This is a genomic window from Roseibium aquae (assembly GCF_008711285.1).
Taxonomy (GTDB): Bacteria; Pseudomonadota; Alphaproteobacteria; order Rhizobiales; family Stappiaceae; genus Roseibium; species Roseibium aquae.
On sequence record NZ_VXDC01000012.1, the window covers coordinates 22,653 to 48,280 of the forward strand.

Genomic DNA, 25,628 nt, shown 5'->3' on the forward strand with positions numbered 1-25,628 from the left:
TTTGAAGGTCACTCGGCCCACTATTGGCCAGCGAGCTTGTGCGGGGATTGCCGGCGGGCCGCCCGGCTTGATCACAAAGTCTGCTGATCGCCTCATCCTGAGGAGGTCCGAAGGGCCGTCTCGAAGGATCTCCGGCAGCCTATCGATTTAACCGCCCATCTTTCGAAGCTTCGCTTCGCTCCGCACCTCAAGATGAGGGTCGGGAAAGTCTGTTGATCGCCTCATCCTGAGGCGGTCCGGAGGACCGTCTCGAAGGATCTCCGGCAGCCTATCGATTTAACCGCCAATCTTTCGAGGCTTCGCTCCGCGCCGCACCTCAAGATGAGGGTCTGAAAAAGCCTGCTGATCACCTCATCCTGAGGAGGTCCGAAGGGCCGTCTCGAAGGATCTCCGGCAGCCTATCGATTTAACCGCCAATCTTTCGAGGCTTCGCTTCGCTCCGCACCGCACCTCAAGATGAGGGTCGGGAAAGTCTGTTGATCGCCTCATCCTGAGGAGGTCCGGAGGACCGTCTCGAAGGATCTCCGGCAGCCTATCGATTTAACCGCCCATCTTTCGAGGCTTCGCTCCGCGCCGCACCTCAAGATGAGGGTCGGGAAAGTCGCACCCTTACAAAAAGTCCAGGGGCCGCGCCATGAGCGCGGCCCCCAAGCTTCCAAAAACCGGAAGGATTACCGGAACAGCGACAGGATGTTCTGGCTGCCAGCGTTGGCAATGGACAGGGCCTGAATGCCGAGCTGCTGCTGGGTCTGGAGGGCCTGCAAGCGGGTGGATTCGGCGTTCATGTCCGCATCGACGAGCTGGCCAACACCACGGTCGATCGCATCGGTGAGCTGGCTCACGAAGTCCTTCTGAAGGTCAACGCGGGCCTTGATGGCACCGAGGTCAGCCGTGGAGTCGATCACCTGCGCCAGCGCCGCGTCAACCTCGGCAATCAGGGTGTCGAACGTCGCCGTGTCGTCCTGATTGCTTAGGGCCGAGACATCCCAGTCGAGAATGGTCGTGCCAGTCAACGTGCCGGTCACCGGAGCCGTGATCGCAGCCGAGCGGTCCGTGTCGAGGATGCCGGCACCGCCGCCAGCGCGGTCAACGAGCTGGATGGAGGTCAGATCGACGGTCGTTTTCAAGACCGTCACCGTGCCGGCCGCGTTCCGCGTGAACGAGCTCACGATTTCAGCGGTGTTGGTCGTGGTCAGGTCCGTGGCCAGCCAGTTGACACCGTTGAAGACCGAGGAATCAGCGGTCTGCTGAAGGGTCGCCTGGATCGCTTCGATGTTCTTTTGAACCTTGCCAGGGTCTGTGCCCGGGGTTGCCGCGGTCACCAGCAAGCTCTTCATTTCAGTGAGCTTGTCGACGGTGCTGTTCATCGCCGTGTACATGGTGTCGACGGTTGCCGCACCCAGACCGAGGGAGTCCTGAACAGCCGAAAGCGCCTGGTTGTCGGACTTCATGGTCGTTGCGATCGACCAATAAGCGGAATTGTCTTCCGCGCTGGCAACGCGCATGCCGGTGGAGATCCGGTTCTGCGTTTCGGCCAGGCTCTTGTTGGTCATGCTCAGCGTTTGCAGAGCAGTCATCGCAGCGGTGTTGGTAAGCAAGCTAGACATGGTATGTCCCTTTCATTCAAAGAGGTTGAACTGGGACATTCCGGAGTTGCACCGGGACGACGGGTCAGCATCATGCCTTTGAGCCAGTTGGTTTGCTCAATCCGTCGTGTGAGCCCACACTAGCGCCGATACCTTTCGCGAAGCTTACCGCGAAACAGACAATGCCTTCTCATCCGCTTTTTCGCCGCAAGCCGGTCTTTGGACGGCCAACTCATCCAAGGCCGATCAACGAACTGGGAAAATCGCTTGGGTCCGGGCCCGCAAGGTCCGCGCCAAAGCAAGAAGCGCGGCCCCGAAGGTCCGCGCCACCGATGTTCCGGCCTATTTGTATGCCGCTAGACAAACGAGCGTATCAGACTGCCCACAAGCAGGTTCCAACCGTCAATCAGGACGAAGAACAGGGCCTTGAACGGAAGAGATATGACTGTCGGAGGAAGCATCATCATGCCCATCGACATGACGATCGTGGCGACGATCATGTCGATCACCAGGAACGGCAGCGCGATCAGGAAGCCGATCTCGAAGCCCCGCCGGAGTTCCGAAATCATGAAGGCGGGGATCAGGACCCGGAGTTCAACCTCTTCCGGCGAGGCCGCCGGTCCGTCGGTCACCCGTCCGATGGCCAGATCATCGAACAGAACCAGATCCTTTTCACGGACCTGGCTTAGCATGAATTCACGAAAAGGTTCGGTGATCCGCTCATAGGCCTGCTCTTCGGTGATCTCGTTGTTCATCAAGGGAACAACCCCTTCCTGCCAGGCGCGGTCGAATGTCGGTGCCATGACGTAGAAGGTCATGAACAAGGCGAGCGAGATGAGAATGAGATTGCCCGGCGTGGTCTGCAGGCCGATGCCCGCCCGAAGGAAGGAGAATGCGACCACGAAGCGGATGAAGCTCGTGGTCATGATCAAGATCCCGGGCGCCACCGACAGAACCGTGAGCAGCGCGATGACCTGGATGATCCGGCCGCTTGCACTTGCCTCGCCTTCCGGGAGCAGGGCGGACAGGTCCGGGATCTGAGCCGCCGCCGGAGCGGCCAGCAGCCCGAGCGCGATCAACGCCAGAAAAAGACGCATCACTGGATCACCATTGATTCTAAAATAAGTTCCTCGACATGCCCTTCAGACCGGATTCTCGCCCGTTCGTTGAGATCTTCTCGCAGATGCTGCAGGGCGACGCCGCCTTCCAGATGCGTGATCGTGAGAGTGCGCAGAAACGCGATAATGTCCTCTTCGATCCGGCTGGACAGCACGTCCATCTGGGTCGGTTCAACCGCTTCGCTGAACACCACCGAAGCCTGGATCCGGACGAATGCATCCGCAGGCGCGGACAAGTTCGTCACGATCGGATCGAGTTTCTTGAACCGGGCGTTTTCCGGATAGCTTGCGCCTTCGGGAAACTGTTCACGCTGCGCCTCGACTTCCGCCAGAACCCTCGTGCGCGTGTGATCCGCGACCTGGGTGGCCAGCAACACGCCGGCGCCGATGGAAATCAGGGTCATGAGCGTGAAGCTGAGCCAGAATGCAGAGGTGATTTCGGAATTGTCGCCCTCCGTGCGCATGCGGCGGCGGCCCGTCAAGCCTGTCCCCGAGGCCGGAGATTGGATGATATTCGCCATAACCCTACCTCCTTTGCGGCCTAGAACGGGGTCACGATGTCGTAGATCTGCTGCCCCCAGCCGGGCTGCTGCACTTCGGTGATGCGGCCCCGGCCGCCATAGGAAATCCGCGCTTCGGCGATCTTGTTGTAGTCGATGGTGTTCCGGCTCCCGATGTCGCGCGGCCGCACGATCCCTCCGATCTGGAGAATGCGCATCTCGTAGTTGACGCGCACCTCCTGGGATCCTGAGATGACAAGGTTTCCATTGGGCAGCTTGTCCGTCACAACGGCGGCAACGGACAGGCGGATATCCTCGGACCGGTCAATCGTGCCCTCACCGCGTGTGGTGGAGGACGAATCGGCGCTCAACGCGCCGTCGCCGCTGGTCGAACTGTTGTCGATGCCGCCCGAGAATGATCCGCCCAGCCCGATGCCCGACGTCCGGCTCCGATTGGAGGAATTGTCCAGTTCCGCGCGGTCGTTGATGGCGATGAGAACGGTCAGCACGTCGCCAACCTTGCGGGCGCGCGGATCGGCGAAGAAATTCTCCCGGTCCGACACCCACAGGGAATTGAAGTCCTTCCGCTCATCCGGCCCGAACGTGTTGAGCGGATAGATGGCCGGTGGCTGCGAGGCGAGCCCATAACCAACCGGCGTCATGGTCGGCGCGCGGCCGACATCCTCCAGCTGGCCCGCACAAGCGCTCACACCAAGCGCCGCGAAGAGGCCAAGAACAATACGCATCAAAAGCTCCGTTCCGAATTGGGATCGCTTATGCCGACCATGGTCTGGGTCAGTTGGGCCGCGCGGCCCGGGTCCATCTCATCCAGGATACCGCTCGCCTGGCGGGCCTTGAGTTTCAGAAGAACGCCCACGGCCGTGTCGTCATCGGTCGTTGCCAGCTGGGCGGCCGCCGCTTCGGGCCGCATCCGGGCGATGATCGTCACCACCTGGTCTTCGACCGCCGCGAGCATCTCCTCACGGCGTTCCACCCAGGCCTCGAATTCCACTTCGCGCCGCGCAAGCTCCTCGATCCGCTGGGCGAGGCGCGCTTCCAGCGAAATCAGTTTCCAGGCCTGCCAGGAGGCACGCGCATCGGCGGCCGACACTGCGTTGTTCTGGCAATACAAAACGGCATTGCGCGCGCTCTGTCCCGCGCCGGGTTCCTCGCCCGCGGACTGCGCGCTGACTGCCGCACCACCAGTCAGCACAAACAGTCCGCTCAAAAGGAGGGCGGCCCAGGACGGGCGGACAAACACGGGAGAGTGAACCATGGACATTGTGTCCCCTCTTGCTTCGGTCTCGAAAGGACCATCGCTGGCCCGGCTTGCGCGGGGCTGGTGACGGGCACCTGTTCGCCAAACCAAAAAAGGCCCCGGCTGGTGGCGAGCCGGGGCCTTTGCTCATTGTCGCCAGGGGCGCCGCGCCTGCTACTGGACCACCAGATCGGCCTGAAGCGCGCCAGCTGTCTTGATCGCCTGCAAGATGGCGATAATACCGGTTGGCCTGAGACCTATCCGGTTGAGGCCGCGCACCAGGGTCGGAAGATCCGTGCCGCCCACGACGGCCAGTTGACCGCCCGCTTCCTGGGCATCGACATAGGTCCGGGGAACGACCACGGTCTGACCGTTTTCCGAGAACGGACCGGGCTGGGAGACTTCGGGGGCTTCCGTGATCCGCACCGTCAGGTTGCCATGCGTGATGGCAACGGTGGAAATCTGAACGTCCGCGCCGATCACCACGGTCCCCGTGCGCTCATCGATCACCACCCGGGCGATCTGATCCGGCCGTATCCGTATCGCTTCTATTTCGGCGATGTAGCGCGTCTTGCTCACATCGAGCGGCGGCGTCAGGTCGACGGTCCGCAAATCCCGCTCGCGGGCGGTGTGCACGCCATAGCGCTCCAGCGAATACCGGTTTATGGCATCGGCGATCCGCACGGCGGTGCGGAAATCGGGATTGTTCAGTTCAAGAACGAGATTGGGGATCTGCCGCAACTCGGCTCCGACATCGCGCTCGACCAGAGCCCCGTTCGGCACCCGGCCGGACGTGGGGATGCCCTGGGTCAGGCTTTCGGCGAGACCCTGCTCGGAAAACCCGGAAACCGCCACAGGTCCCTGCCCGACCGCATAAACCTGGCCGTCCGCGCCCAGAAGCGGCGTTGCGACCAGCATGCCCCCGGCAAGCGATGTGGCATCGCCGAGCGAGGACACGCTGATGTCGATCCGCGAGCCTTTTCCGGCAAACGGGGGAAGCTCCGCGGTGACAACGACCGCCGCGACATTCCGGGTCCGCAGCCTGGCCCCCCGGACATTCACCCCCAGGCTGTCCAGCATGGATTGCAGCGACTGCTCGGTGAAGGGGGAGTTGCGCAGACTGTCGCCGGATCCCTTCAAGCCAATGACAAGGCCGTACCCGACAAGCTGGTTGTCCCGGACCCCCTGCAGCGAAGCCACATCCTTGATCCGAACCATCGCCATGGCCGGGTGGAGCAAACAAACGGACAGAAGGGCCGCCAAGAAAACGCGCATACTAGTTCTCCGCACGGATGGTTCCGTCGTTCTGAACGACGCCAGTCACGACCAAACCGCTGTCGACGTTTCGCACGCGCACGGTCTTCCCGGCCGATCCGGACTGCAGCGCTTCGACCTGCATGATGATCATCAGCCCCTGCTCCTGAAAGACCAGCCGCGCCGGCTCCCCGCGCTTGACGAGGACTTCATCGTGCACCGCATTGACCGGAATTGGACGGCCGGGCGGCAAGGTTCGGCGGGCGGTTTTCCCGACAACATCGTTCCTGTGCGGCACCACGGTGAACTCCTGCGCGGTTCTGCTTGGAAACCTGCGCTCGATTAGATGCTGGTGGGTGATTTCATCGCCCGGATGAATGGTGGTTCGGGGAACGGGCAGTTGAACGCTGGAGGCTTGCGCCACAGCACCGGTCAGGAGGATGCCCAGGCCGAAAAGGGAACCGGAAAGTCGTTGTCTGATGCTCATGGCCAGCCTGTTCCTCCCGCCTTCTAGCGGATGCCGTTGGTCACGGTGTTCGCCATTTCGTCGGCGGCCTTGATCACCTTGGAATTCATTTCATAGCCGCGCTGCGCAGAGATCAGGGCCGTGATTTCCTTTACGGGATCAACATTCGACGCTTCGAGATATCCCTGCCGGACGATCCCAAAGCCCGGATCCCCGGGCACGCCGGCGACCGGTTCGCCGGATGCGTCCGTTTCACGGAACAGGTTCCCGCCGACCGGTTCAAGCCCGACGTCATTCGCGAAGTTGGCAAGCGTCAACTGGCCCAGTTCCCGGGGCTGCTGCTCACCATCGATCTGGGCAAAGACCTGACCCGATTCATTGACCACGATATCGATGGTGTTCTCGGGGAACACGATGGCCGGTTCCACCTGATAACCGTCGATGGTCACCAGCTGACCGTCGGCATTCTTGTTGAACGAGCCGGCCCGCGTGTAAAGGATTTCGTTGTCCGGCCCGGTCACCTCGAACCAGCCGCGCCCATCAAGGGCGACATCCAGCTGGTTGCCCGTATTGGTCATGGTCCCCTGAACATGAAGCTTCCGGATCCCGGCCGTCTTCACCCCGAGACCGAGTTGAGCGCCCTCGGGCACCGGATCCTCGCCGCCGCGGTTCGGCACACCCTGCAGACGTTCGGCCTGGTAAAGCAGGTCCGAAAACTCCGCTTGGGCCCGCTTGAAGGCGGTGGTGTTCATGTTGGCGATGTTGTTTGCGACAACTTCAACATTGAGCTGCTGCGCGCTCATGCCGGTCGCGGCGATGGCCAGGGCCTTCATGCTAGTCTCCCGAAATGGTCTGGGATCGGAGGGAGGGCCCTCAGATCGTCATGCGGCTGATTTCTTGATAGGCAGTCACCACCTTGTCGCGGATGGCGATCGCCGTCCGCAAGGAGGTCTCGGCGGCCATCACGGCTTCAACGACCTGCTGGACGGATGCTTGCCCGTCCACACCGGCCAGCGCGGCCGCCTCGCCCTGCTTGACCCGGTCGATGGCGTCTTGCGACACAGCCGCCATGGTCTGCGAAAAGCTGGCGCCGGGCACGTCCGCCGTGCCGCCCATGTTGCCAAGTTCACCCGGCTGGACCGCGAAGCGGGTCTGGTTCGTGGACTTCAAAATGCCGTCCGTCGCGGACGACAAAGCGCTGATTTGATCGATCATCCTGTATCCCTCAACAGCCCGATATGGCGCATCACCATCTCGCGCGCCTGTGTCATGACTTTCAGATTGGCCTCATAGGAGCGGTTGGTCTCGCGCATGTCGGCGAGCTCCATGAGCATGTTGACATTCGGCATCTTGACATAGCCGTTCTCGTCAGCCGCCGGATGGCCCGGCTCGTACTCGACCGTGAACGGTGACTTGTCGACGCCGATGTCCTTCACCTTGACCATGTCGGCGCGGGAGGCACGGTCGAATTCGCTTTCGAAGGTTACGGTCTTGCGCTGATACGGATCGTCCCCCGCGGCCTCGCCGGTGGACCGGGCATTCGCCAGGTTTTCGGAAACCACCCGCAAGCGCTCGGATTGCGCTTTGAGGGCCGAGGAGGAAATCTGCATGGTCGCGCTGAGCGGATCGATCATGGGGCTACCTCAAGCTGGACAGATACATGCGGTGAAACGACTTGGCGATCCCGGCATTGAGCGAGTGGTCGCGCGCCACCTGACCGGCCTTCATCAGCTCCTGTTCGATGCTGACAGAGTTGCCGGAATGGGTGACGAGCCAGCTTTCCGACTTCTTGACCTCAGACTGCCGCGCGACCTCGACGATCCCGCCCATGTGGCTGGTGTGGGTCGCCTTCATGGCCAATTGCGTCTTGCTGATCACCGAGGTGAAAGGCTCGATGTCCTTCGCACGGTAGCCGGGGGTATTCGCATTCGCCATGTTCTCGGCGATCGTCGCCTGGCGGACAGACAGCCAGTTGTTGTTTTCCGAGACGAGTTTGTTCAGGAACACCGGTTCCATGAATGCCTCCAAGCCGTTTGGTTCGCCTCTACAGCTAGCCGGGGAAGCTTGTCCGAGGCTTTTGGACCATGGATGAGGGTTTCCCGGTCCACGATGGCCTCTGTCCCGTGCTGGCGTTGCCGGTGTTGGCCTGGCCGGTGCTGGCCTGGCCGGAACCGGCCGCCGCAAGCTCCGGACAATTTGAACGCGGCACGATCTGGCCTTTGAGACCGGCCCTGTCGAGAGGTGTCCCCGCATGACCGCCTTCCCCTGCCATTTGCCCCCGGCCAAACTCCGGCTCCGTCTGGCGGCCTGGCCGCCGCTGTTGCTTCTGGCCCTCCTTCCGCTCGCCGGCGGAACGAGCGTGGCCGCCCAATCGATTGACTGCGATGCGCAGGCGCGGGCTTATGCGGACTCTTATCTTGGACGCGGAAACCGGGATCTTGATATTCTGGACGGAGCCATGGGCGGCGCTGTTGCGGGCGGGGAATGGCGCGGGGACAGCGGGGCCCGGCGCGGTGCGCGGGCGGGCGCGGCTCTTGAGGTTCTCGACAATCTGGCAACCTACCCCGGCGGCTGGCAAGGGCTCTACGACATGGCCTATCAGGAGTGCATGCGGCGCAATTCTCCCGTCGAGCACCGTCCGCGCAGTCTTGGCGATCCGGCTTACCGCCCGCCCCTGGCCCGGCCGGCCTATCCTCCGGTTCCCGCGCGCCCACCGGCACCGCTGGAGCCTGCCATGCCTCGGGCGGGCGATTAAGGCCCGCCGTGGACTTTTAACGCAGCGTAAGACTGGCGCAAGGAAACAGTGCCAGCGTGAACGGCATGAAGGACCAGAGACTCCATCCGCGCCGGCGGACACGCCTCCGCCCCGGCAAGATCGCCACCACGGGAAACACCTTCCTGTGCGAGTGCACCATCTACGATGTGTCGGATGCCGGAGCCCGCTTGCGCGTCGCTCCGAATGTGGTGATCCCCGACGAGATCATCGTTCTGGACGAGGTGCAGAACACGGTGGCCGAGGCAGAGGTCCGGTGGCGCGACGGCCTGTATATCGGCGTCGCCTACGTCTTGCCCCCGGCCGATCTCAAGCTGTTCAGTTCCGAGCAGTTGCGCGGTTTGACCCGCCGGTATTACGGGGTCACCGACTAAAGCTATTCCCGGTCAGGTTGAGGCGGCACGCTCCAATCTGACCAACTACTCGCTCGCCATTCTGAGGTGTCAGATCCCCGGACGAGGGTGGGCCGAGGCTGCCGCCCAGGGGCGGGCCGCTGCCGGGGCATCGGAACATCCTCTCAAGGTTTGCTTGAGCCGCCGCGCACTGGCGTGCCCCAGTTCGATCAGGACAGAAGCCACGCAGCCCCCCAAATTCCTCCGGTCAGCATGGCCGAAGCGATCCCCGCCATCCCGATCGCGGAGGAAATCGTGACAAGGCTTTTCAGCAGGGGCTCGCCGCCAGCTTTCAACAGAATGATCCGCGCGCCGAAAAACAAGCCGAGGATCGGAAAAAACAGCACGAACGTCCGGGCCGCAAAGCTGGCATCGGCACGGTCCGCCGCGATCAGCTGCCATGCCGCAAGGACCGCCACATAGCAAAAAACAAGTCCGTAAATCAGTCTGCGGCGCATCGAAAAACCTGTCCCGTCCGAGTGGGGCCTCTTCCAAGCCAGGGTTGCCGGCCAATCCGGCAGGACCCATGACCGTATAACTACGGGCGAAAGGCACTGAGCGGTTTTCCCGATGGCTTTTGTGCGACACTATGGCGGGGGTGCGCAGAAGATTGGACCGGCAAGCATGCTGAAGTCGACGGGGACGGGTGAACGCGGGACCCAAAAGGGGTCCAGGGCGAGGGTCATGGTGACGGTGGCCGTCGCCGGTCCGCTGATTGTCCTTGTCCTTATGTGCTTGCTGCAGCTTCGCCAGCAATTCGACGGGGTGCAGACACAAACGACCTGGATCGGGGACACGCCCGTTACAGTGTACCGGCCGATCGGTGCCAGCCAGATGCCGCACGAAAAACTGCCGGTTCTGGTCGCACACGGGTTTGGCGGCTCCCGGCAAATGATGGAGGCCCTGTCGAGCGCGCTCGCCCGCGCGGGCCACCCGGTTCTCGCCTTCGATTTCATCGGCCATGGCCGTCATCCAAAGCCCTTGTCGCCGCAAGTGACGCAGATCGAGGGAACGACCCGCCAGCTTGTGACCCAGACGATCGACATGCTCGCCGCTGCCCGCACGATGTTTGGCGCCCAGGACGCCGTTGCCTTGCTCGGCCATTCCATGGCGACCGATATCGTGGTCCGCGCGGCCCGTGAGACCGGCGAGACAGGACCCGTCGTCGCCATCTCCATGTATTCCGATGCGGTCACGCAGGCATTTCCGGCCAGATTGCTGGTCATTTCTGGCCAATGGGAACCGCATTTGCGGGCAATTGCCCTTGAAAAACTGCGTCTTGTGCAGCCCGGCGCCGCCGAAAACACAACCGTGACATCGCCAACGGCCGAACGCCGGGCCGTTTATGCCCCGCTGACGGAACATGTCGGGGTCCTCTACAGTCCCCAAACACTGGCCGAAGCGGTGAGCTGGATCGGCGGCGCACCGGCCCCGTCCACCGGATTGGCTGCAACCATGCCCCGGCCGGGGCTTTGGATCCTGGGAACGCTTGCCGGTCTGTGGGCCTTGTTCTGGCCTGTGTCCCGCCTGCTTGCGAACGACAGCCCCGCCCCCGCGGCGGTACCCGCCCGGCGGTTCATCGGCTGCGCGCTGCTGCCCGCCCTCCCGGCCGGGCTCGTCCTGGTGTTGCCAGTTCCCGCCCCCCATGATCTTGCCATCTTCGGCCCGCTGACCGCCTTTTTTGCTGTTTGGGGCGGGTTGCAGCTCGCGCTGCTGCGTCCGAGTTCGTTTACCCTCCGGCGGATCGACATCGGCGCGGCCTGTCTGCTGCTTGTCTGGAGTATCGGTGTCTTTGCACTTGCGATGGATGCGATCTGGGCCGCTTTCGTTCCGAGCGGCCCCCGGCTGGCCCTGTTCGGACTGCTGACTTTGGGCACGGTGCCGTTTCTGATCGCCGATCAGCTTCTGACCGACCGGGCCGCGCTGTGGCGGGTCTGGCTGCTCCGGGTCGCCCCGCTCGTGACGCTTGGCGCTGTCATGTCCATCTTGCCCACGAGCCTGGGCGTCGGTTTCACGGTCCTGCCCGTGCTGGCGCTGTTTTATCTGGTTTACGGAACCATGGGCCGCTGGGTGGCGCGCCGCGCCGGCCCAACTGGCCCTGCCCTTGCCCTGGGGATCATTCTGGCCTGGTCGATCGCGGCCTCCACGCCGCTTTTCGCGACAGATTGATTTTCCGCGCTGCTCGAGGTGACCGACGCGCGGTCCGGCCCGAAAATGGGCCGCACAGGCGCGCAAGCAGGCCGGCCGGCCGCAGGTGCCGCGACACCGGATCCGGCAAAAGCCTCCCCGGTCCGCGAAAGGGCGGGATCAATACTGGCGGAAAAGCGCCACCAGGCGGCCTTGCACCCGAACCCGGCCTGGCCCGAAAATCCGCGTTTCGTAAGCCGGATTCGCAGCTTCCAGCGCGATTGAGGGCCCTTTTTTGCGCAAGCGCTTCAAGGTCGCCTCCTCCTCGTCGACAAGGGCAACGACGATATCGCCGCTGTCCGCAGTGTCAGTCTTGCGAATCAAGACCGTGTCCCCATCAAGGATCCCGGCATCGATCATTGAATCTCCGCGCACCTCCAGCGCATAGTGCTCCCCCTTCCCCAAAAGCTGCGGTGGCACGCTAATGGAATGGCTATGGGTCTGGATGGCCTCAATCGGGACCCCGGCCGCAATCCGGCCCATCACGGGAATTTCCGACAGCCCGAAGGTGTCGGGCGCAGCCGCTTCTGCCGGCGCTGGTTTGGAGGCCGACTTTCCAAGCGAGCCCTCGATCACTTCGGGGGCGAATGTGCCGCGGGCCGGCGGCTTGCCTAGGCCCGGCGCGATCGAGTCAGGCAGCCGGATCACTTCCATCGCCCGGGCCCGGTTGGGCAAACGGCGCAAAAAGCCCCGCTCTTCAAGGGCGGTGATCAACCGGTGAATGCCAGATTTGGAGCGCAGGTCCAGCGCATCCTTCATTTCGTCAAAGGACGGCGGAACGCCGCTTTCCTTCAGTCTCTCATGAATGAACATCAGAAGCTCATATTGCTTACGCGTCAGCATCGACGTCTCCACCCGCCTTCGATCAGGTACAAATCATGAACGTACTCTACCTGTTCTCACTGTGTTCTACAATGGTTAAGGATCGCTTTCCCGCTTGGGGCGTTACCGATCCCATGAGCGCAATGCTGCCCATCGACGATGGCGGTTCCGTTCCGGTGCGCCGCAGGGCCGCCGGTTCTGGCTTGGAAAAGGCGGGCTTTTGGATCACTGGGTCCGAATCAAGGTTTCCCGGACAAAGAACACATTCCCCAACACCGTTTCACCGGGCTTGAGAGCCGAGCCATCGGGCCGGTACGCGGCAAAGCCAAGGCCTTGCATCAGCGCCATCGTTTCCTCGGCATCACGCGATATCTCGATCATGGCCGCTTTCAGCTTGCCGAGCATTTTTGAGCCACCCTGCAGGGCCAGCAGCTCGGCGCCTTCGATGTCAATTTTCAAAAAATCCGGTTGGAAGTCTTGCCCCTCGCACAAGGCGTCAAGGGTGATTGCCTCAACACGCACGCCCTCGATGTCATGTCTGTTGGCGGACTGGGACTCATTGAGGGTCGTCACGCTTTCTTCAATGAATTCCCGAACGATCGAATTGGTGAACCCACCAAACCGCTCGGTATAGAGGGTCACTGTGCCGCTGGCGTTGGAAACCGCATAGGGCAGCACGCGGGTCTTCTTTCCAACATTGCGCTCCAGGAAAAGCCGGCTTTGCAAGGTGGGTTCGACGACGCAAACCTGCCCGTTCTCGCCAACGAGATCCTCGAAAACCTGGGTCACGTAGCCGATATGACCACCGATCTCGAGGACCCGGTCACCCTCGGCGATGTGGCGGCGAAACCCGTCAATTTCGTCTTTCTCACGGTCGGCGCCATAGAACCAATAGCCCTTGTGGCTCCAGGTCAGAAGCGAAAACGGGCGGCCGGTGATGTCGTGTTTCCAGGTAAACCTGAAATCCAGCTGACGCGCGATCGGAAACAAAACCCGGCGAAAAAAGCCAAGACTTGCAAAACTCTTTTTTAGCCCCAAGAAGGTGTCGTCCCAGAACTTAAGCCGCATCACGCTATTCGCGCCTCCCATAGAAACGTGAAAAGCGCGTAGAGCACAATCCAGGGCAAAACAACCCTCCAGCGGGCTGTTGTCTACCAAAGACCGGTGAAACATCCTGGTCCGCCATGTAAGTAATCCGCTATTGTGGTTCATCCAAGGAGGCCGGTAACCCGGCGCCGAACGGTCCGTGCCCTGGCCGCGGCGGGCTATGCAAAGTCCATGGCCGGGTTCCCCCACCGGTACCTGCCCTGCCATATGCCGGCGTAGACCGCAATCTTCCGCGACATGGCAGTGACACGAGGGTCCGATTGGGGGCGGCATGGACCCCGGATGAGGCGTTTCTAGCGGAAGCGGATCGGCAACGAAAAAGTCCAGCTGGACCGCCCCGCCGCCGCCGGTATCTCGGGAAAGGGAGCTGCCCGCTTCACAGACGAAAGGGCCGCCTCGTCATGAGCCGGGGACCCGGACGAGCGCGCGATGCGGACCGCGCTGACCGCTCCGGACGATGCCACCGTGAAGGTCACGACAACGTCCCCGGCTGCCCGGCGCCCCGAGCGCGGCGCCCGGACCGCGCGGCTCAGCCGGCGCTGGACTTGCGCGGGATAGTTGGTCACATCCGCATTCCCGGCCTGCTGGCCCGCGCCGCGGCGCTGGGACCCGCCTTTCTGGGCCGTCTGGCCGGCCTGTCCGTTCGCCCCGTCAGCCACGCCCCGGGAATCCCGGTTCGGCTTGGGCTGCTGTTGTTTTGGTTCTGCAGCCTGGTGAGCCGGTGCCTTTTTCAGCGGAATGTCTGCCGGACGCCTCCTGGGGGCGGGTATGTTCGAATGGGGTTCATCCCTCGCTTCGATCGGCGAGGCAGGGGCAAGCGGCGCAACGCGCGCCATTTCAACGGCTGGACTTGCCTGAGCGTGAGCCAGAACGTCCTGCGCGGTGTCCGCCTGGACGGGTTCCGGCCCGACCCGCGCCGGTTCTGCCGGCCGGGCCCGACGTGTTGGCGCCTCGGTTCCGGCGGCCATGGGCGCTGGAACTTGCGCTGCCTGGGCCTGGTCGACTGCTGACAACGCTGGTGCGGGGTCCGTCCTTTCGACCGGCGGCGCCGGAGCCTGGTCGGCGGAATACGCAGGTCTTCCGGCCACCAGAGCGAGGGTGGGCCGAACGCTCTCCGCCCCGGCAAGCCGCGCGTTGATGGCGGTGGAGACCTTCGCCGGTTGGGCCTGACCGATCTGAGTGGCCCTCACCGGTTCCGCCCGCTGCGCCGCGGTGGCGGCTGCCTGCACCTGTCCGGAAACACTTCCCGCCTGGATCGTGTTGAAGGGCGCATGGCCGAGAACCGGGGCCCGCACCTCGCCCCCGCCAGCCACTTGAACGGCGGGAACCGGCTCCAGTGTGAGCGCAACCGCCACGAGGTGAACGGCCAGGGACGCGCACAGCCCGGCCGCCCACCAGCGTGCCGGCGCCCTCATTGCGTGCCCCGCTGGGTGACAAGCACCACCTTGCCGGCGCCGGCGGCATAAAGCGCGTCGACATGGTCCAACAGCTTGACCGCCGGGAGCGCCTCATCGGCAGCGAGCTTGACCAGCGGCTTTTCCCGCCCATCCTCCCGGTCCTCCTGACCCGCCAGCGCGGTCAGATAGGTTTCAGCCGTAACAGCTTTTTCCCGGTGCATCAGCACGCCATCCGCGCGCGCATAGAGCGCTTCGGGCGGGGCAAGCGGCGGTGCATCGCGGGTTTCGGACAACGTGACCTCGGGATCCGCCGGGGGCGAAAGCTGCCCCGCGACGAGAAAGAAAATCAGCATCAGGAACACGACATTGATCAGCGAGATCGTGCTTTCCATTTGCCGTTTTGCCGGCTTGCGGGGAACACGCATCATGGGACTATCTCGCAACCGTAACCGTGAGACCGGAAACCGCCCGCAAAACGTCCAGAACCGCCACCAGTTGCTGGGTCGAGGTGCTGCCGCGCACCAGAACCAGCAAGCTCTCCGCTCCGGTTTCCTCGACCAAACGGCCGCCATGGGCTGTCAGGTCCTCAATGTTGAGGGTTTGTCCGTTGAGACGCAGGCTTTCTCCGGCAAGGCTCAGGATCGCCTCCGGCGGTGCGCCGGTTCCTCCCACACCCGGGGGCGCTCCGATCTCCAGGTGTGCGAACCGGGTAAATGTCGAAGTGAGCATGAAGAACAGGAGCAGCAAAAAGATGACGTCGACAAGCGGCGTGAGGGAAATGGGGCGCACCCGGCGGAGCGGACGCTCAAGGTGCATGGACGACCTGCCAGCCCGCGGCGCGTGCATCCGAATGACCGGATGTGTCGGGATTGGTGCGGAACAAGACGGCGGCCACAAGCGTCTCGACAGCCACCCGCTCGCTTTCCAGACGACCCTCCAGATAGGTCACAACGGCGGAGACCGGCATGGCCACGGCAAGCCCGGCCGCCGTGGTCATCAACGCCACCCAGATGCCACCGGCCAGCAGCGACGGATCGACATTGGCCCCGGCGGATTGAAGCGCCTGGAAGGCTTCGATCATGCCAAGGACGGTCCCGAACAAACCGATCAGGGGCGCAATCTGGGCAATGGCTTCAAGAGCGCGCACGCCCCTCGAGAAGCGGTGCAGGTCCTCGGTTGCCTGCGCGGCGATGCGCTCCTCGATCTCGGCCTTGGCCACGCTTGACCCGCCGAACGCCATCGCCATCGCGACCGCGGCTTCGGCCGCACTGCGCGGAGTGGCGACAAGCTGCCGGGCTTCCGGCCACCGGTTTTGCGCCCAGGCGGCAGCGGCCCTTCGCGCATGACCCGGCTGACCAACACGTGCCCGGCCGAACTCGAAGAGTTTGATCAGGACCAGCGCGAGCGCGACCACCGACAGCGCCGCCAACAGCCCGACAACCGGTCCGCCGAGCGTGAGCAAATCCGCAATTTTCTGAAGAACGGGCATGGGGAACTCCTATTTATCGAAGGAAAGCGCGGTGCGGCTGGCTAGTTCCAGCGCCGCCCCGCAATGTGCCGCGTCTTCTGCCTCGCAGCCCACGGGGCCGTTCAACAGGATCCGGCCCGCGCCGCAGCCCAAGCCCGGCACATCGAATTGGCGAACCACCGTCTTGCCTTCCGGCATCGCGCCAAAGTCAAAGACCGTCAGTTGCTCGATGATGCCGTCCGGGCTGAAGAACACGAGTTCATAGGCGGGCGCCTGCAGTGCCTTCCCCGTGCTGTTCACGGCCAGAAAAGACAGCCGGCATCCGGCCGGCGTTGTTTCGGCACGATTGAGTTCCAGTTTCAAGGCGCCGGCTGAGGCTGCCGGAACAGGCGGATCCGCCAGTGCCGTCATTGCGGTCAGTGGAACCGCAACAAGCGCTGCCGCCGTCCAGCGGCCAATTTCAATGAACACCGACCAGGACTTCATCCCAACCTCCTTCAAACAGGGAACGGCCGGTCCGCGCCGGACCGGCCAGAGAATTAGAATCGCTGCGAAAAGCTCAGTTTGAACGTCCGGCCCGTCCCTTCGTTCGTGGCCAGATGGTTGCGGTAGGATTTGTCGAAGATGTTGTCGACGTTGAACCGCAATTCACTGTTCGCGAACCGGCCTTCTTCCGGCGTCCAGGCCGCATAGAGATTGTGAAGCGCATAGCCTGCGGTTTGGGATTCGTTCGCGCCGGCCCGGTCCTGGGTGGCGAAAAAGTCGCCGCGCCAGCCGAAATCAAGATCCCAGGGCTGGTAAACGTAGCCCAGCTTCATGAACACGCTATCGGCGGGAACAGCGTTCAGATTGCCACCGCTCGTCTCATTCCGGCCGCGCACGAGCGACGCGCCGAGGCTGCCGTACCAGGCCTCGGATGCATAGGCCGCTTCCAGTTCAACCCCTTCATACAGCGCCTCTGGAATGACATCGGTCTGCACCTGGGACCCATCCCAAAAGCTGGCATAGTAGTCGTCGATGCTGTTGCGGAAGGCCGTCGTTTTCAGCTGAAAGCCGTCGCCATCGTGGATCACATCGTTGAAGCTGACGGTAAAGCCCAGCTCGAAGTTGGTCGAAACCTCCTTCTCCACGTCGTTGACCATGTAATTGTTGAAGACTTCATCCAGGGTCGGCATGCGTTCGGTGCGGGCGACGGACCCGAAGACACCAAACCAGTCGCTCATCTTCACCAGCGCGGCCAGCTTGGGGGAGAAGGCCACCTTCGTTTCCGTGCGGTCGAGGTTGATCGTATTGAACCGGCCGGTTCCCGAATTGTAGACCTGAGCCGATCCGACATGGAGCCGCGAATAATCGACACGCGCGCCGGGAATGATGGAGACACGGTCGTTCCAGGCCAATTCCGCCTGCGCATAACCTCCCACGAGTGTGGTTTCCCCTTCCGGGTGGGCCCCCGATCCGTTCGCGGTTCCGTTCGACCAGGTCCGAGGGTTGAGCCGCTCTTGGTATTGGCCGTCGATCCCGGTGGTCAAATAGGCCATCCAGCTGTCCGACAGTTGGAAGGTCGCGGTGTTGTCAGCCTTGGCCTGCCAGGTCTTGTACTGATACTCCGCGCTCAAGCCGAAGGGATAGACACACCTTGTCGGAGAAAAGCAGACCGGGTCCTGGTTGTCCTGTTTGACCAGGGTGTCGGACCAGCTCACCTGGGCCTTGAAGTCCAGCAGGTCATTGCCAAAGAAGAAGTTCTCATAGCCGACAATCGCGGTTTGGTCGGTTACCGTCCGGTCCACGGTGCCGAACCCCGTTCCCCATGCCGTCTGGTCGTAGTTTTGGTTGTCCTCATCGCTGGACCAGCGCTGATAGGAGGCGAAAACAGACTGATCGGCGTTTTCGCCAAATGTATAGCGGACCTTCGCAAGACCGTTGAGCGATGAGAAATCGGTGTCGTTCAGCTTGTCGCCATGTCCATCGGTCTTGTCCTGGGACTGGCGGTAGTTGAACGCTCCAAGGATTTCCAGGTTCTCCAGAGGCTGCACCGCCAGAATGGTGCTGCCGAGCCAACCATTTCCGTTCGAATCCCATGTGCCTTTCACCCGTCCCCCGAACTTGTCGCCGGGATCGAGGAAGTCGCTTGCGTCTTTGGTCTGGAAGGTGACGACACCGCCCATCGCCCCTGCCCCGTAAAGCGTCGAGGACGCGGGGCCACGTAAGACCTCGACCTGCTTGTAAAGCTCGGGATCGGAGAAGAACGAGCCCATCCGGTACTGCTCGAAGAACTTGTTCACGCCATCGACCTGAATGATAATGCGTTTTTCATCGCCGGCCAGCGCTTCCCCGATGCCGCGGATGTTGATGCTCTCACCGAGCACCGAGTCACTGCCGACAATCGAAACGCCCGGAATTTCGCGAAAGAGATCGCCGATTGTTTCCGGCTGCTGCTCGTCGATCGCGGCCTGATCAAGCACCGTGACAGCCTGAGGCGTGTCGATGGCCACCTTTTCCACGCCGGTGCCAACCACAATGCGCTGCAGTAGCGTCGATGCGGCCGGCGTTCCAGCGTCTTGCGCATGAAGGGGGGGAGCCAGAAGCAAGGCGCTTGCGGCCACAGTCGTAAACAAAGCGGTTCGCCTGCCGGTTACAGGGCGCATGGGACATCTCCAAGTTGGTTTGAGGCTGGCAGGCGGAGAGAGGGAAAGGCCCGCTGGCGTGTTGAATTATTTCCTGAGTCTTTAACTCATGTATTGCTTCGAATATGAAACATGAGTATAGAAGTCAAGTATTAGTTCGCGGCTGAACGCCGGAAGCTGAACGTTCAATTCTGGAATTTTTCTAAAATGAAATCAGGCTCTTGCCTGTTTCATGGGAAACAACTCCACCGGCGCTTCCAGCTTCACCATGCATTGTCCAAGGCCTGACAGGGAGGCGAAAGTGACCCTAGCCGAAACAGATATTCCTGCCGCGCGCAGCGGCCAAACAATCGACCCTGAGGACATCAGAAAGATCCGCGCCAGCAATCCGAAAATGCGCGAGCGGGACCTGGCACGGGTCATCGGCATCACCGAGGCGGACTATGTCGCCAGCTTCTGTGGAAGCGAAGCGACCCGGATCGAGCCCCGGTTTCCCGATCTCTTCCCCGGGTTGTCGCAGGTCGGAGAGGTCATGGCGCTGACACGCAACGAAAGCGCGGTGCACGAGAAAATCGGCCACTTTGAAAAGTTCATCAATGGCACCCATGCCGCATTGATGCTCGGAGCGGACATCGACACGCGCATGTTCCCCAAAAACTGGGTTCATGGCTTTGCCGTCGAAAAAACGGGCGAAGGCGAAACCCGTCATTCTTTGCAATTCTTCGACGCGCATGGCGAGGCGGTCCAGAAGATCCATGCCCGGCCGGAGAGCGACATGGCCGCCTGGGCAAGGCTCGTTTCCAAACTGAAACACCCTGACCAGTTCCCCGGATTGCGCGACAGGCCCGAGCCAGCCGCGCCCTTGCCCCGCGCCCTGCCGGACCGCGCGCTCACGCAAACCCTGAACAGCCGCTGGCGCGCGTTGACCGACCCGCATCAATTCCATGGGCTCTTGAAGGATTTGAAGCTCCACCGGCTCTCGGCATTCGAACTCGCCGGTGCGGATCTTGCCTGGCAACTTGATGGCGGCGCGGTCTCCGCCCTGATCCGGTATGCGGCGGAAGACGGCTTGCCGATCATGTGCTTTGTCGGAAACCGCGGATGCATTCAGATCCACTCCGGTCCCATCGCACGGGTTCTGGACAAGGGGCCCTGGATCAACGTGCTGGATCCCGGTTTTCACCTTCACCTGCGCACGGATCACATTTCCGACGTCTGGGCGGTCCGCAAGCCGGCCGATATCGAGCATGTCACCTCGGTCGAGGCCTACGATGCCGCCGGCAACCTCATCATCCAGTTTTTTGGAACGCGGAGCGAGGGACAGGCCGAACGCGCGGATTGGCGGGAACTGGTGAACCGTCTTCCCAGACTTGATCAACCTGTCAGCCTGGGAGGCTCCCAATGACTTCAATGTTTCTGACCCCGGCCCTGAGACGCGCCGTCCTTCCGGTGCTGGCCGCAAGCACGCTGACCGCGGCCGCCATTCTTGCTCCGTTTCAAGGTGCGCATCAGGCCAACGCGGGGGATGCGGCAAAACCGGACCGTGTGGTTGCCGTCGGCGGTGCCATCACCGAGATCGTCTACGCCTTGGGTGAGGCCGGCCGCCTTGTCGGACGCGATACGACGAGCAGTTATCCACCGGCGGCATCCGAACTGCCGGATGTCGGCTACATCCGCGCCTTGTCGCCAGAAGGCGTCTTGTCGCTCAATCCGGACCTTATCTTGATGCTTGAGGGTGCCGGACCACCGGAGGCACTGAGTGTCCTGAAGGGCGCGGATGTTCCGCTGGTCACGGTCCCGGACCGGTATACCGCTGAAGGGGTAGTCGACAGGATCCAGAGTGTCGGCCGGGCCATGGGCGTCGAGGACAAGGCGGCAGCCCTGATCGCGTCCGTCGAGGCCGATTTCGAGACGCTGGAAGACATGGTGGAAGGAAGCGGTCCCTCAAAGACCGTCCTGTTCATCCTGTCCCTCAACGGCGGCCGCATTCTGGCTTCCGGAGACGGGACTGCCGCGGCCGGTGTGATTGAATTGGCCGGTCTTCAAAATGCGGTTTCCGGGTTTGAAGGATACAAGCCGCTGTCCAATGAAGCTCTGATCCAGGCCGATCCGGATGTGATCCTGATCATGGACCGCAGCGGCGACCATGCGGTCACCTTGGAAAAGCTGCAGGCCATCCCGGCTCTCAGCGTGACCGCCGCCGTCCGGAACGGCCATGTGGTCAGCATGGACGGTCTGTATCTGCTCGGGTTCGGACCCCGGACCGCCCAGGCCGTTTCGGAACTGGCCACACGGGTAAAGGCCTTTTCATCGGACAAGCCCGGCAAGGACACATGAGCACGGATGACACCTTGAGCCTCGACTCCGACGGACCGGCCACCCGGACCGGATGGACCCGGGACCAGGCCGCTGGCGCGGCCATCGGCGGGCTGGCGATCGCACTTGTCGGCGTGGCCTTGTTCAGTCTGGCCACAGGGCCGATCCAGTTGCCCGTCTTCGACATGCTGCTGGGCCTGCTGACCGGGACCTATTCACTGGACGATCCGGCCGCCATCCGGGACCGGATCGTTCTTCTGGACATCCGCCTGCCCCGGGTCTTGCTCGGCGGGCTGATCGGAGCCGCCCTCGCGGTGACCGGGGCTGTGCTGCAGGGCCTCTTCCGCAATCCGCTCGCCGATCCCGGGCTGGTCGGGGTTTCGGCGGGTGCCGGACTGGGAGCGGCCAGCTTCATTGTTCTCGGCAGCAGCACCCTGGCGCCCATCGCCAATCTGCTCGGGATCTACGCGGTCCCGCTGGCCGCCTTTTTCGGCGGACTGGCCACCACGTGGCTCCTTTACAAAAACGGAACGCGCGGGGGCATCACGTCAATCGCCACCTTGCTTCTGGCGGGCATCGCTCTGGGCGCGCTGGCAGGGGCCGCCACCGGACTGCTCGTCTATATCGCGGACGATCAGCAGTTGCGCGACCTGAATTTCTGGGGCCTGGGATCGCTCGCTGGAGCGAGTTGGGACAAGCTGATGGCAGCGGGTCCCATCATCGCCTGCGCTTTCGTGACGGTGTTCTTCCTGACGCGCGGCCTCAATGGCCTGATGCTTGGCGAAGCGGCGGCACAGCACATCGGCATTCGGGTCCAGCGGCTGAAAAATCTTGCCATTCTCAGCGTTGCGGCCGCCACGGGCGCATCGGTCGCTGTGAGCGGCGGCATCGGCTTTGTCGGGATTGTTGTCCCCCATCTTCTCAGGCTGACCATCGGACCCGATCACCGCTATCTTTTACCCGCCTGCGCGCTCCTGGGCGCAAGTCTCCTCATTCTGGCGGACACGGTCAGCCGGACCCTGGTGGCTCCGGCGGAACTCCCGATCGGCATCCTGACCGCGTTCGCGGGGGCGCCCTTCTTCCTCTGGATCCTGTTGCGCAAGAAGGGACCCGTCGGATTTTGACGGACTTTGACAATGACCAAGCAACTCACCTTTGAGAATCTGACCGTACGGCTTGGGGGACGGGAAATCGTCCACCAGATCTCCGCTGCCTTTGCTGCCGGACAGGTGACCGCGGTCGTAGGGGCCAACGGGGCCGGCAAGAGCACCTTCTTGAAGGCGGTGACCGGTGAGCTTGCCTTCTCCGGCGCGGCGCACCTGGGGACCATCGATCTCGCACAGGCCGATCCGGCAACGCTCGCGTTCCTTCGCGGCGTCCTGCCGCAGCAGACCAGCCTGGCTTTTCCACTCACCGTGGACGAGGTCGTCCGCCTTGGGCAGGTGGTGCCGGAAGGCAGCCGATGGGCACAGGAAGCGCGCAGACGAACGGCCCTTGGCCGTGTCGGCCTCGCCGGGTTCGAAACCCGCGGATATCATGACCTGTCCGGCGGCGAGCAGCAGCGCGTGCAACTGGCTCGCGTGCTGGTTCAGGTCTGGAACCCGGTCGATACGGCGGCCGGGCAGCCACGCTGGCTGTTTCTGGACGAGCCCGTCTCAAGCCTTGATGTGCGTCACCAGATCCAGATCATGGAGATCGCAAGGGCCTATGCCAATGCCGGCGGGGGCGTTGTGGCGATCATGCACGACCTGAACCTGACCGCCCACTATGCCGACAAGATCATGGTGTTGAAACATGGTCGGATGACCGCCTTCGGGGACATGGCGGACGTTTTCCAAACAACGGTCCTGAGCGAGGCCTATGACCATCCGGTGCGGGTGAACGCGGTCCCGCAGGACGGAATCCCGTTCGTCCTGCCGATCGCGCAGACCTTGTCCGCCCACTCCGCACCCAACGGTCGATAAAAGGGCGCCCCCACCCTTTACCGGTGCCATGGCCTTGGAGGATCGCTCTTGGCGCGCCGGAGGGAGCGGACCGATGGCATCTCGGTGCCATCCGCGTTCTCAGCGATTTGCAGCCAGATGGAGACGGACCCGGACCGTGCGCGTCCGGCCGCGTCCAGGACGATGCTGGCGGAGCACCAATCGCCCACGGTTAGATCGGTCACGATCATATCGGCACGCCGGCAATCGTGCGCGAGCGCCGCGGCCGTCCTGGGGAAGGCAATCAGAAATGGCCGAGCCTGCAAATCCGGGCGGCCGCCCGCCGCCGGGCGCGGATAGGCCCGGACCACGCAACCGGAGGGGTCACACCGGCGCTGATCCTGCGTCATCTTTCTGCTCGAAAACGCGGATGGCGCCAGTCCCTCGGCCTGGAGCCACATGTCGGAGGCAAAGCCGGACCGCCTTTGGGAAAGACGCAAAACCCCGGCCGCGTCGCGCGCAGCGACAGCCATGCCCCGGTCGGAGACCTGAATGTCCGGTGGCCGGGCTGTGCCCAGCGCTCCGGCGGCAACCAGCAACGGCAGCATCGCGGCCAGCTTGAACCGTCCCGGCAGGAGCAGCAAAACTCCAAGGCCGGCAAACAGGCCAAGTGTGGCCCAAGTGCCGGGGGGCACAAGATATCCTTCGCCCGCGTCAAGCCCCGCCGTGAACCGGGAGATTTCCAGAACCAGCCACAGTCCCGCCTCCATCAAGGCCAGCGGATAGGCAGCCAGGCCAAACGGCACCGCCAGCAGGGTCAGCACCCCCATCGGCATGACCAGCAGGGAAAACACCGGCATGCCGAGCATGTTTCCGACCAAACCGTACGGCGCGATCCGGCCGAAATGGTGCGCACCGACAATTCCTGTCGCCAGCCCGGCGACCACTGCCGTGATAAACAGCCCGCCTGTCCAGACACAGGTGGTTCGGGTGGCCCGCCCCAGAAAACCCGATGTGTGGAAGCGCCGCAGATACCCCGGCTGCCATTGACGAAGCTGATCGTAGGCGGCCACCAGGCAAAAGACGGCGGCGAAGGACATCTGGAAGCCTGGATGAAACAGCCGTTCCGGACCCAGGATCAGAAGTGCAAGCGCCGCCAGCGCGACACTGCGCAAGGTCAGGCCGCGGCGGCCCACCAAAATACCGAGGAACACGAGGGCGATCATCAAGTAGGAGCGCTGCGTGGCAACGGACGCTCCGGACAGGGCCAGATATCCGGTCGCCGCGATTAGCGCCGCGACAGCCGCGATGCGGTGGATGGGCCAGGTCAGCGCCGCCGTCTGGCTCAGGGCCAGCGCAAAAAGAAACACCGAATAGGCGCCGCCGGCAAACAGTGCCATGTGCAGACCCGAGATCGCCAGAATATGCGCCAGCCCCGCCTCTCTCAGACTGTCTTCCGCCTCTTGGGTGATCCGGTCCCGGTTGCCAACCAGCAGCGCGATGGCAACGCCCGCGGTGTCGGGATCCTCCGACAAGCCGAGGATCCGCTGCGCGATCCCGCCGCGCACCGCCTGCAATCCGGTCCAGACCTCTCCGGTCCAGCCAGACGAGGACAGTTCGACCGGCTCAGGAGCGCCATAGGCAAAACCCGTGGCACCGAGCCCCTGAAAATAAGCTGAAAAAGCAAAATCATATCCGCCGGGGCGAACAGGACCTGACGGGGGAAACAAACGCGCACGGACACGGAGCCCCTCCCCGACCGCGCTTCGCGTGTCCTTCGGAAGAGACAGCCGCACCCGGTTTGGAATGCCGTTTCGAACCGCATAGGCCGGGGCCTGCATGGCGGTCACCTCCAGCACGATCCGCTGGCCGCGATCCGTCCAGCCAACCGCGCTGACACGGCCGGTGACGGTAACGGTCGCCTCCTCTGTCAAGCGCGGTGCATCAACCAAGGCAGTGCGCAACGTGCCGCTGGCCGCCCCGCCCAGCGCCGCCACCACCAGAAGGGTGCCCAGGCCCAGTCGGCCGCCGTGCCAGCGGTTCAGCGCGGCAACAAGGGAGATAGAGAACAAAGAAAGAACAATAATGAGGTTCGGCTCTTCCGGCAGGGAGAAGTAGCCCCATATGCCGGCTGAAAACCCAAGAGCGACCAGGAGCAGGCGGTGAAGCTCCAGCAGTCTGTCCAGCCGGCGCCGGGTCTGCGAGCTTCCGGTGCTGGGATGGACCGGTTCTGGCAGGGCCGCCGCGATCCACCGCCGCCAAGGAGGATGACCACCGGAAGACTGGCCGGGAACTATTACCGCCAGCGCATCAACATCCACTGCCCCGGAGGCGATGCGGCTTCTGCCCGGCGATGGTTCCTTCCTTCCGGCCGACGTCACCTCCCATCAGTCCGGTACCCGCGCACCGGGGATGATCTCGCGGAACGGCCGCTCCGC

28 protein-coding genes are annotated in these 25,628 nt (G+C 63.1%); 7 read left to right on the forward strand and 21 right to left on the reverse strand.

Annotated features, from left to right (window positions below; all coding sequences use genetic code 11):
• Positions 1–671: 671 nt before the first annotated feature.
• From F0184_RS17260 to flgB, 11 genes are all read right to left on the reverse strand, one after another.
• Positions 672–1,607 carry a flagellin N-terminal helical domain-containing protein gene (locus F0184_RS17260; RefSeq protein WP_150497458.1) on the reverse strand — a complete coding sequence of 312 codons (936 nt, stop codon included), beginning with the start codon at positions 1,605–1,607 and terminating at the stop codon, positions 672–674.
• Positions 1,608–1,942: 335 nt separating this feature from the next.
• Entirely contained in the window at positions 1,943–2,683 is a 741-nt protein-coding gene (fliP, locus tag F0184_RS17265; RefSeq protein ID WP_150497459.1) for a flagellar type III secretion system pore protein FliP, read from the reverse strand.
• Positions 2,683–3,225: a flagellar basal body-associated FliL family protein gene (locus tag F0184_RS17270; protein ID WP_208998542.1), complete on the reverse strand. Its 543-nt coding sequence runs from the start codon at positions 3,223–3,225 to the stop codon at positions 2,683–2,685. Before F0184_RS17270 ends, fliP begins: the two co-directional genes overlap by 1 nt.
• Before the next feature lie 20 nt (positions 3,226–3,245).
• Positions 3,246–3,950, reverse strand: a complete 705-nt coding sequence (gene flgH, locus F0184_RS17275; RefSeq protein ID WP_150497460.1) for a flagellar basal body L-ring protein FlgH — start codon at positions 3,948–3,950, stop codon at positions 3,246–3,248.
• Positions 3,950–4,486 carry a MotE family protein gene (locus F0184_RS17280; RefSeq protein WP_244299301.1) on the reverse strand — a complete coding sequence of 179 codons (537 nt, stop codon included), beginning with the start codon at positions 4,484–4,486 and terminating at the stop codon, positions 3,950–3,952. Before F0184_RS17280 ends, flgH begins: the two co-directional genes overlap by 1 nt.
• Positions 4,487–4,636: 150 nt before the next feature.
• Complete coding sequence (gene flgI, locus F0184_RS17285; protein WP_150497461.1) at positions 4,637–5,737, reverse strand: flagellar basal body P-ring protein FlgI; 1,101 nt, start codon at positions 5,735–5,737, stop codon at positions 4,637–4,639.
• Position 5,738: 1 nt separating this feature from the next.
• Positions 5,739–6,203, reverse strand: a complete 465-nt coding sequence (gene flgA / locus F0184_RS17290) for a flagellar basal body P-ring formation chaperone FlgA (protein WP_150497462.1) — start codon at positions 6,201–6,203, stop codon at positions 5,739–5,741.
• A 23-nt stretch (positions 6,204–6,226) separates the two neighbouring features.
• The gene (gene flgG / locus F0184_RS17295) at positions 6,227–7,015 is read right to left on the reverse strand and encodes a flagellar basal-body rod protein FlgG (RefSeq protein WP_150497463.1); all 789 of its coding nucleotides are present in this window, start codon (positions 7,013–7,015) and stop codon (positions 6,227–6,229) included.
• Positions 7,016–7,055: 40 nt separating this feature from the next.
• Positions 7,056–7,397: a flagellar hook-basal body complex protein FliE gene (fliE, locus tag F0184_RS17300; protein WP_150497464.1), complete on the reverse strand. Its 342-nt coding sequence runs from the start codon at positions 7,395–7,397 to the stop codon at positions 7,056–7,058.
• Positions 7,394–7,816, reverse strand: coding sequence for a flagellar basal body rod protein FlgC (gene flgC, locus F0184_RS17305; protein ID WP_150497465.1), 423 nt, complete (start codon positions 7,814–7,816; stop codon positions 7,394–7,396). Before flgC ends, fliE begins: the two co-directional genes overlap by 4 nt.
• Positions 7,817–7,820: 4 nt before the next feature.
• A complete protein-coding gene (gene flgB / locus F0184_RS17310) occupies positions 7,821–8,198 on the reverse strand; it encodes a flagellar basal body rod protein FlgB (protein ID WP_150497466.1) in 378 nt (125 codons plus the stop codon).
• Positions 8,199–8,433: 235 nt separating this feature from the next.
• Between flgB and F0184_RS17315 the strand changes: the two genes are divergently transcribed.
• Together F0184_RS17315 and F0184_RS17320 are read left to right on the forward strand one after the other, a co-directional pair.
• A complete protein-coding gene (locus F0184_RS17315; protein WP_150497467.1) occupies positions 8,434–8,937 on the forward strand; it encodes a hypothetical protein in 504 nt (167 codons plus the stop codon).
• 65 nt (positions 8,938–9,002) lie between these two features.
• Positions 9,003–9,329: a PilZ domain-containing protein gene (locus F0184_RS17320; RefSeq protein WP_150497536.1), complete on the forward strand. Its 327-nt coding sequence runs from the start codon at positions 9,003–9,005 to the stop codon at positions 9,327–9,329.
• A gap of 188 nt (positions 9,330–9,517) precedes the next feature.
• Here the strand turns inward: F0184_RS17320 and F0184_RS17325 are convergent, their stop codons facing one another.
• Complete coding sequence (locus tag F0184_RS17325; RefSeq protein WP_150497468.1) at positions 9,518–9,805, reverse strand: hypothetical protein; 288 nt, start codon at positions 9,803–9,805, stop codon at positions 9,518–9,520.
• 166 nt (positions 9,806–9,971) lie between these two features.
• Here F0184_RS17325 and F0184_RS17330 point away from each other — a divergent pair, with 166 nt between their 5' ends.
• Entirely contained in the window at positions 9,972–11,516 is a 1,545-nt protein-coding gene (locus tag F0184_RS17330) for an alpha/beta fold hydrolase (protein WP_208998544.1), read from the forward strand.
• 138 nt (positions 11,517–11,654) lie between these two features.
• Here the strand turns inward: F0184_RS17330 and lexA are convergent, their stop codons facing one another.
• The 8 genes from lexA to F0184_RS17370 form a co-directional block, all read right to left on the reverse strand.
• Positions 11,655–12,377, reverse strand: coding sequence for a transcriptional repressor LexA (lexA, locus tag F0184_RS17335; protein ID WP_150497469.1), 723 nt, complete (start codon positions 12,375–12,377; stop codon positions 11,655–11,657).
• A 204-nt stretch (positions 12,378–12,581) separates the two neighbouring features.
• Positions 12,582–13,424: an FkbM family methyltransferase gene (locus F0184_RS17340; protein WP_172972155.1), complete on the reverse strand. Its 843-nt coding sequence runs from the start codon at positions 13,422–13,424 to the stop codon at positions 12,582–12,584.
• Between the two features lie 332 nt (positions 13,425–13,756).
• Positions 13,757–14,878 carry a TonB family protein gene (locus F0184_RS17345; protein ID WP_150497471.1) on the reverse strand — a complete coding sequence of 374 codons (1,122 nt, stop codon included), beginning with the start codon at positions 14,876–14,878 and terminating at the stop codon, positions 13,757–13,759.
• The gene (locus F0184_RS17350) at positions 14,875–15,288 is read right to left on the reverse strand and encodes an ExbD/TolR family protein (RefSeq protein ID WP_208998545.1); all 414 of its coding nucleotides are present in this window, start codon (positions 15,286–15,288) and stop codon (positions 14,875–14,877) included. Before F0184_RS17350 ends, F0184_RS17345 begins: the two co-directional genes overlap by 4 nt.
• A gap of 4 nt (positions 15,289–15,292) precedes the next feature.
• Positions 15,293–15,676 carry an ExbD/TolR family protein gene (locus F0184_RS17355; RefSeq protein ID WP_172972156.1) on the reverse strand — a complete coding sequence of 128 codons (384 nt, stop codon included), beginning with the start codon at positions 15,674–15,676 and terminating at the stop codon, positions 15,293–15,295.
• Positions 15,666–16,349, reverse strand: a complete 684-nt coding sequence (locus tag F0184_RS17360; protein ID WP_150497473.1) for a MotA/TolQ/ExbB proton channel family protein — start codon at positions 16,347–16,349, stop codon at positions 15,666–15,668. Before F0184_RS17360 ends, F0184_RS17355 begins: the two co-directional genes overlap by 11 nt.
• Before the next feature lie 9 nt (positions 16,350–16,358).
• The gene (locus F0184_RS17365) at positions 16,359–16,814 is read right to left on the reverse strand and encodes a hypothetical protein (protein WP_150497474.1); all 456 of its coding nucleotides are present in this window, start codon (positions 16,812–16,814) and stop codon (positions 16,359–16,361) included.
• A 53-nt stretch (positions 16,815–16,867) separates the two neighbouring features.
• Complete coding sequence (locus tag F0184_RS17370; RefSeq protein ID WP_150497475.1) at positions 16,868–18,973, reverse strand: TonB-dependent receptor domain-containing protein; 2,106 nt, start codon at positions 18,971–18,973, stop codon at positions 16,868–16,870.
• 373 nt (positions 18,974–19,346) lie between these two features.
• Here F0184_RS17370 and F0184_RS17375 point away from each other — a divergent pair, with 373 nt between their 5' ends.
• Genes F0184_RS17375 through F0184_RS17390 form a run of 4 tightly spaced genes read left to right on the forward strand, consistent with a single transcriptional unit; the run spans position 19,347 to position 23,232 of the window.
• A complete protein-coding gene (locus tag F0184_RS17375) occupies positions 19,347–20,357 on the forward strand; it encodes a hemin-degrading factor (RefSeq protein WP_244299309.1) in 1,011 nt (336 codons plus the stop codon).
• Positions 20,354–21,289: a heme/hemin ABC transporter substrate-binding protein gene (locus F0184_RS17380; RefSeq protein ID WP_244299303.1), complete on the forward strand. Its 936-nt coding sequence runs from the start codon at positions 20,354–20,356 to the stop codon at positions 21,287–21,289. Before F0184_RS17375 ends, F0184_RS17380 begins: the two co-directional genes overlap by 4 nt.
• Positions 21,286–22,392, forward strand: coding sequence for a FecCD family ABC transporter permease (locus F0184_RS17385; protein WP_150497476.1), 1,107 nt, complete (start codon positions 21,286–21,288; stop codon positions 22,390–22,392). Before F0184_RS17380 ends, F0184_RS17385 begins: the two co-directional genes overlap by 4 nt.
• 12 nt (positions 22,393–22,404) lie before the next feature.
• Complete coding sequence (locus tag F0184_RS17390; protein WP_150497477.1) at positions 22,405–23,232, forward strand: heme ABC transporter ATP-binding protein; 828 nt, start codon at positions 22,405–22,407, stop codon at positions 23,230–23,232.
• Between the two features lie 17 nt (positions 23,233–23,249).
• On the opposite strand, the gene F0184_RS17395 is transcribed toward F0184_RS17390, so the two are convergent.
• Positions 23,250–25,571 (reverse strand): ComEC/Rec2 family competence protein, encoded by a 2,322-nt coding sequence (locus tag F0184_RS17395; protein ID WP_150497478.1) that lies wholly within the window; start codon positions 25,569–25,571, stop codon positions 23,250–23,252.
• Positions 25,572–25,628 lie beyond the last annotated feature (57 nt).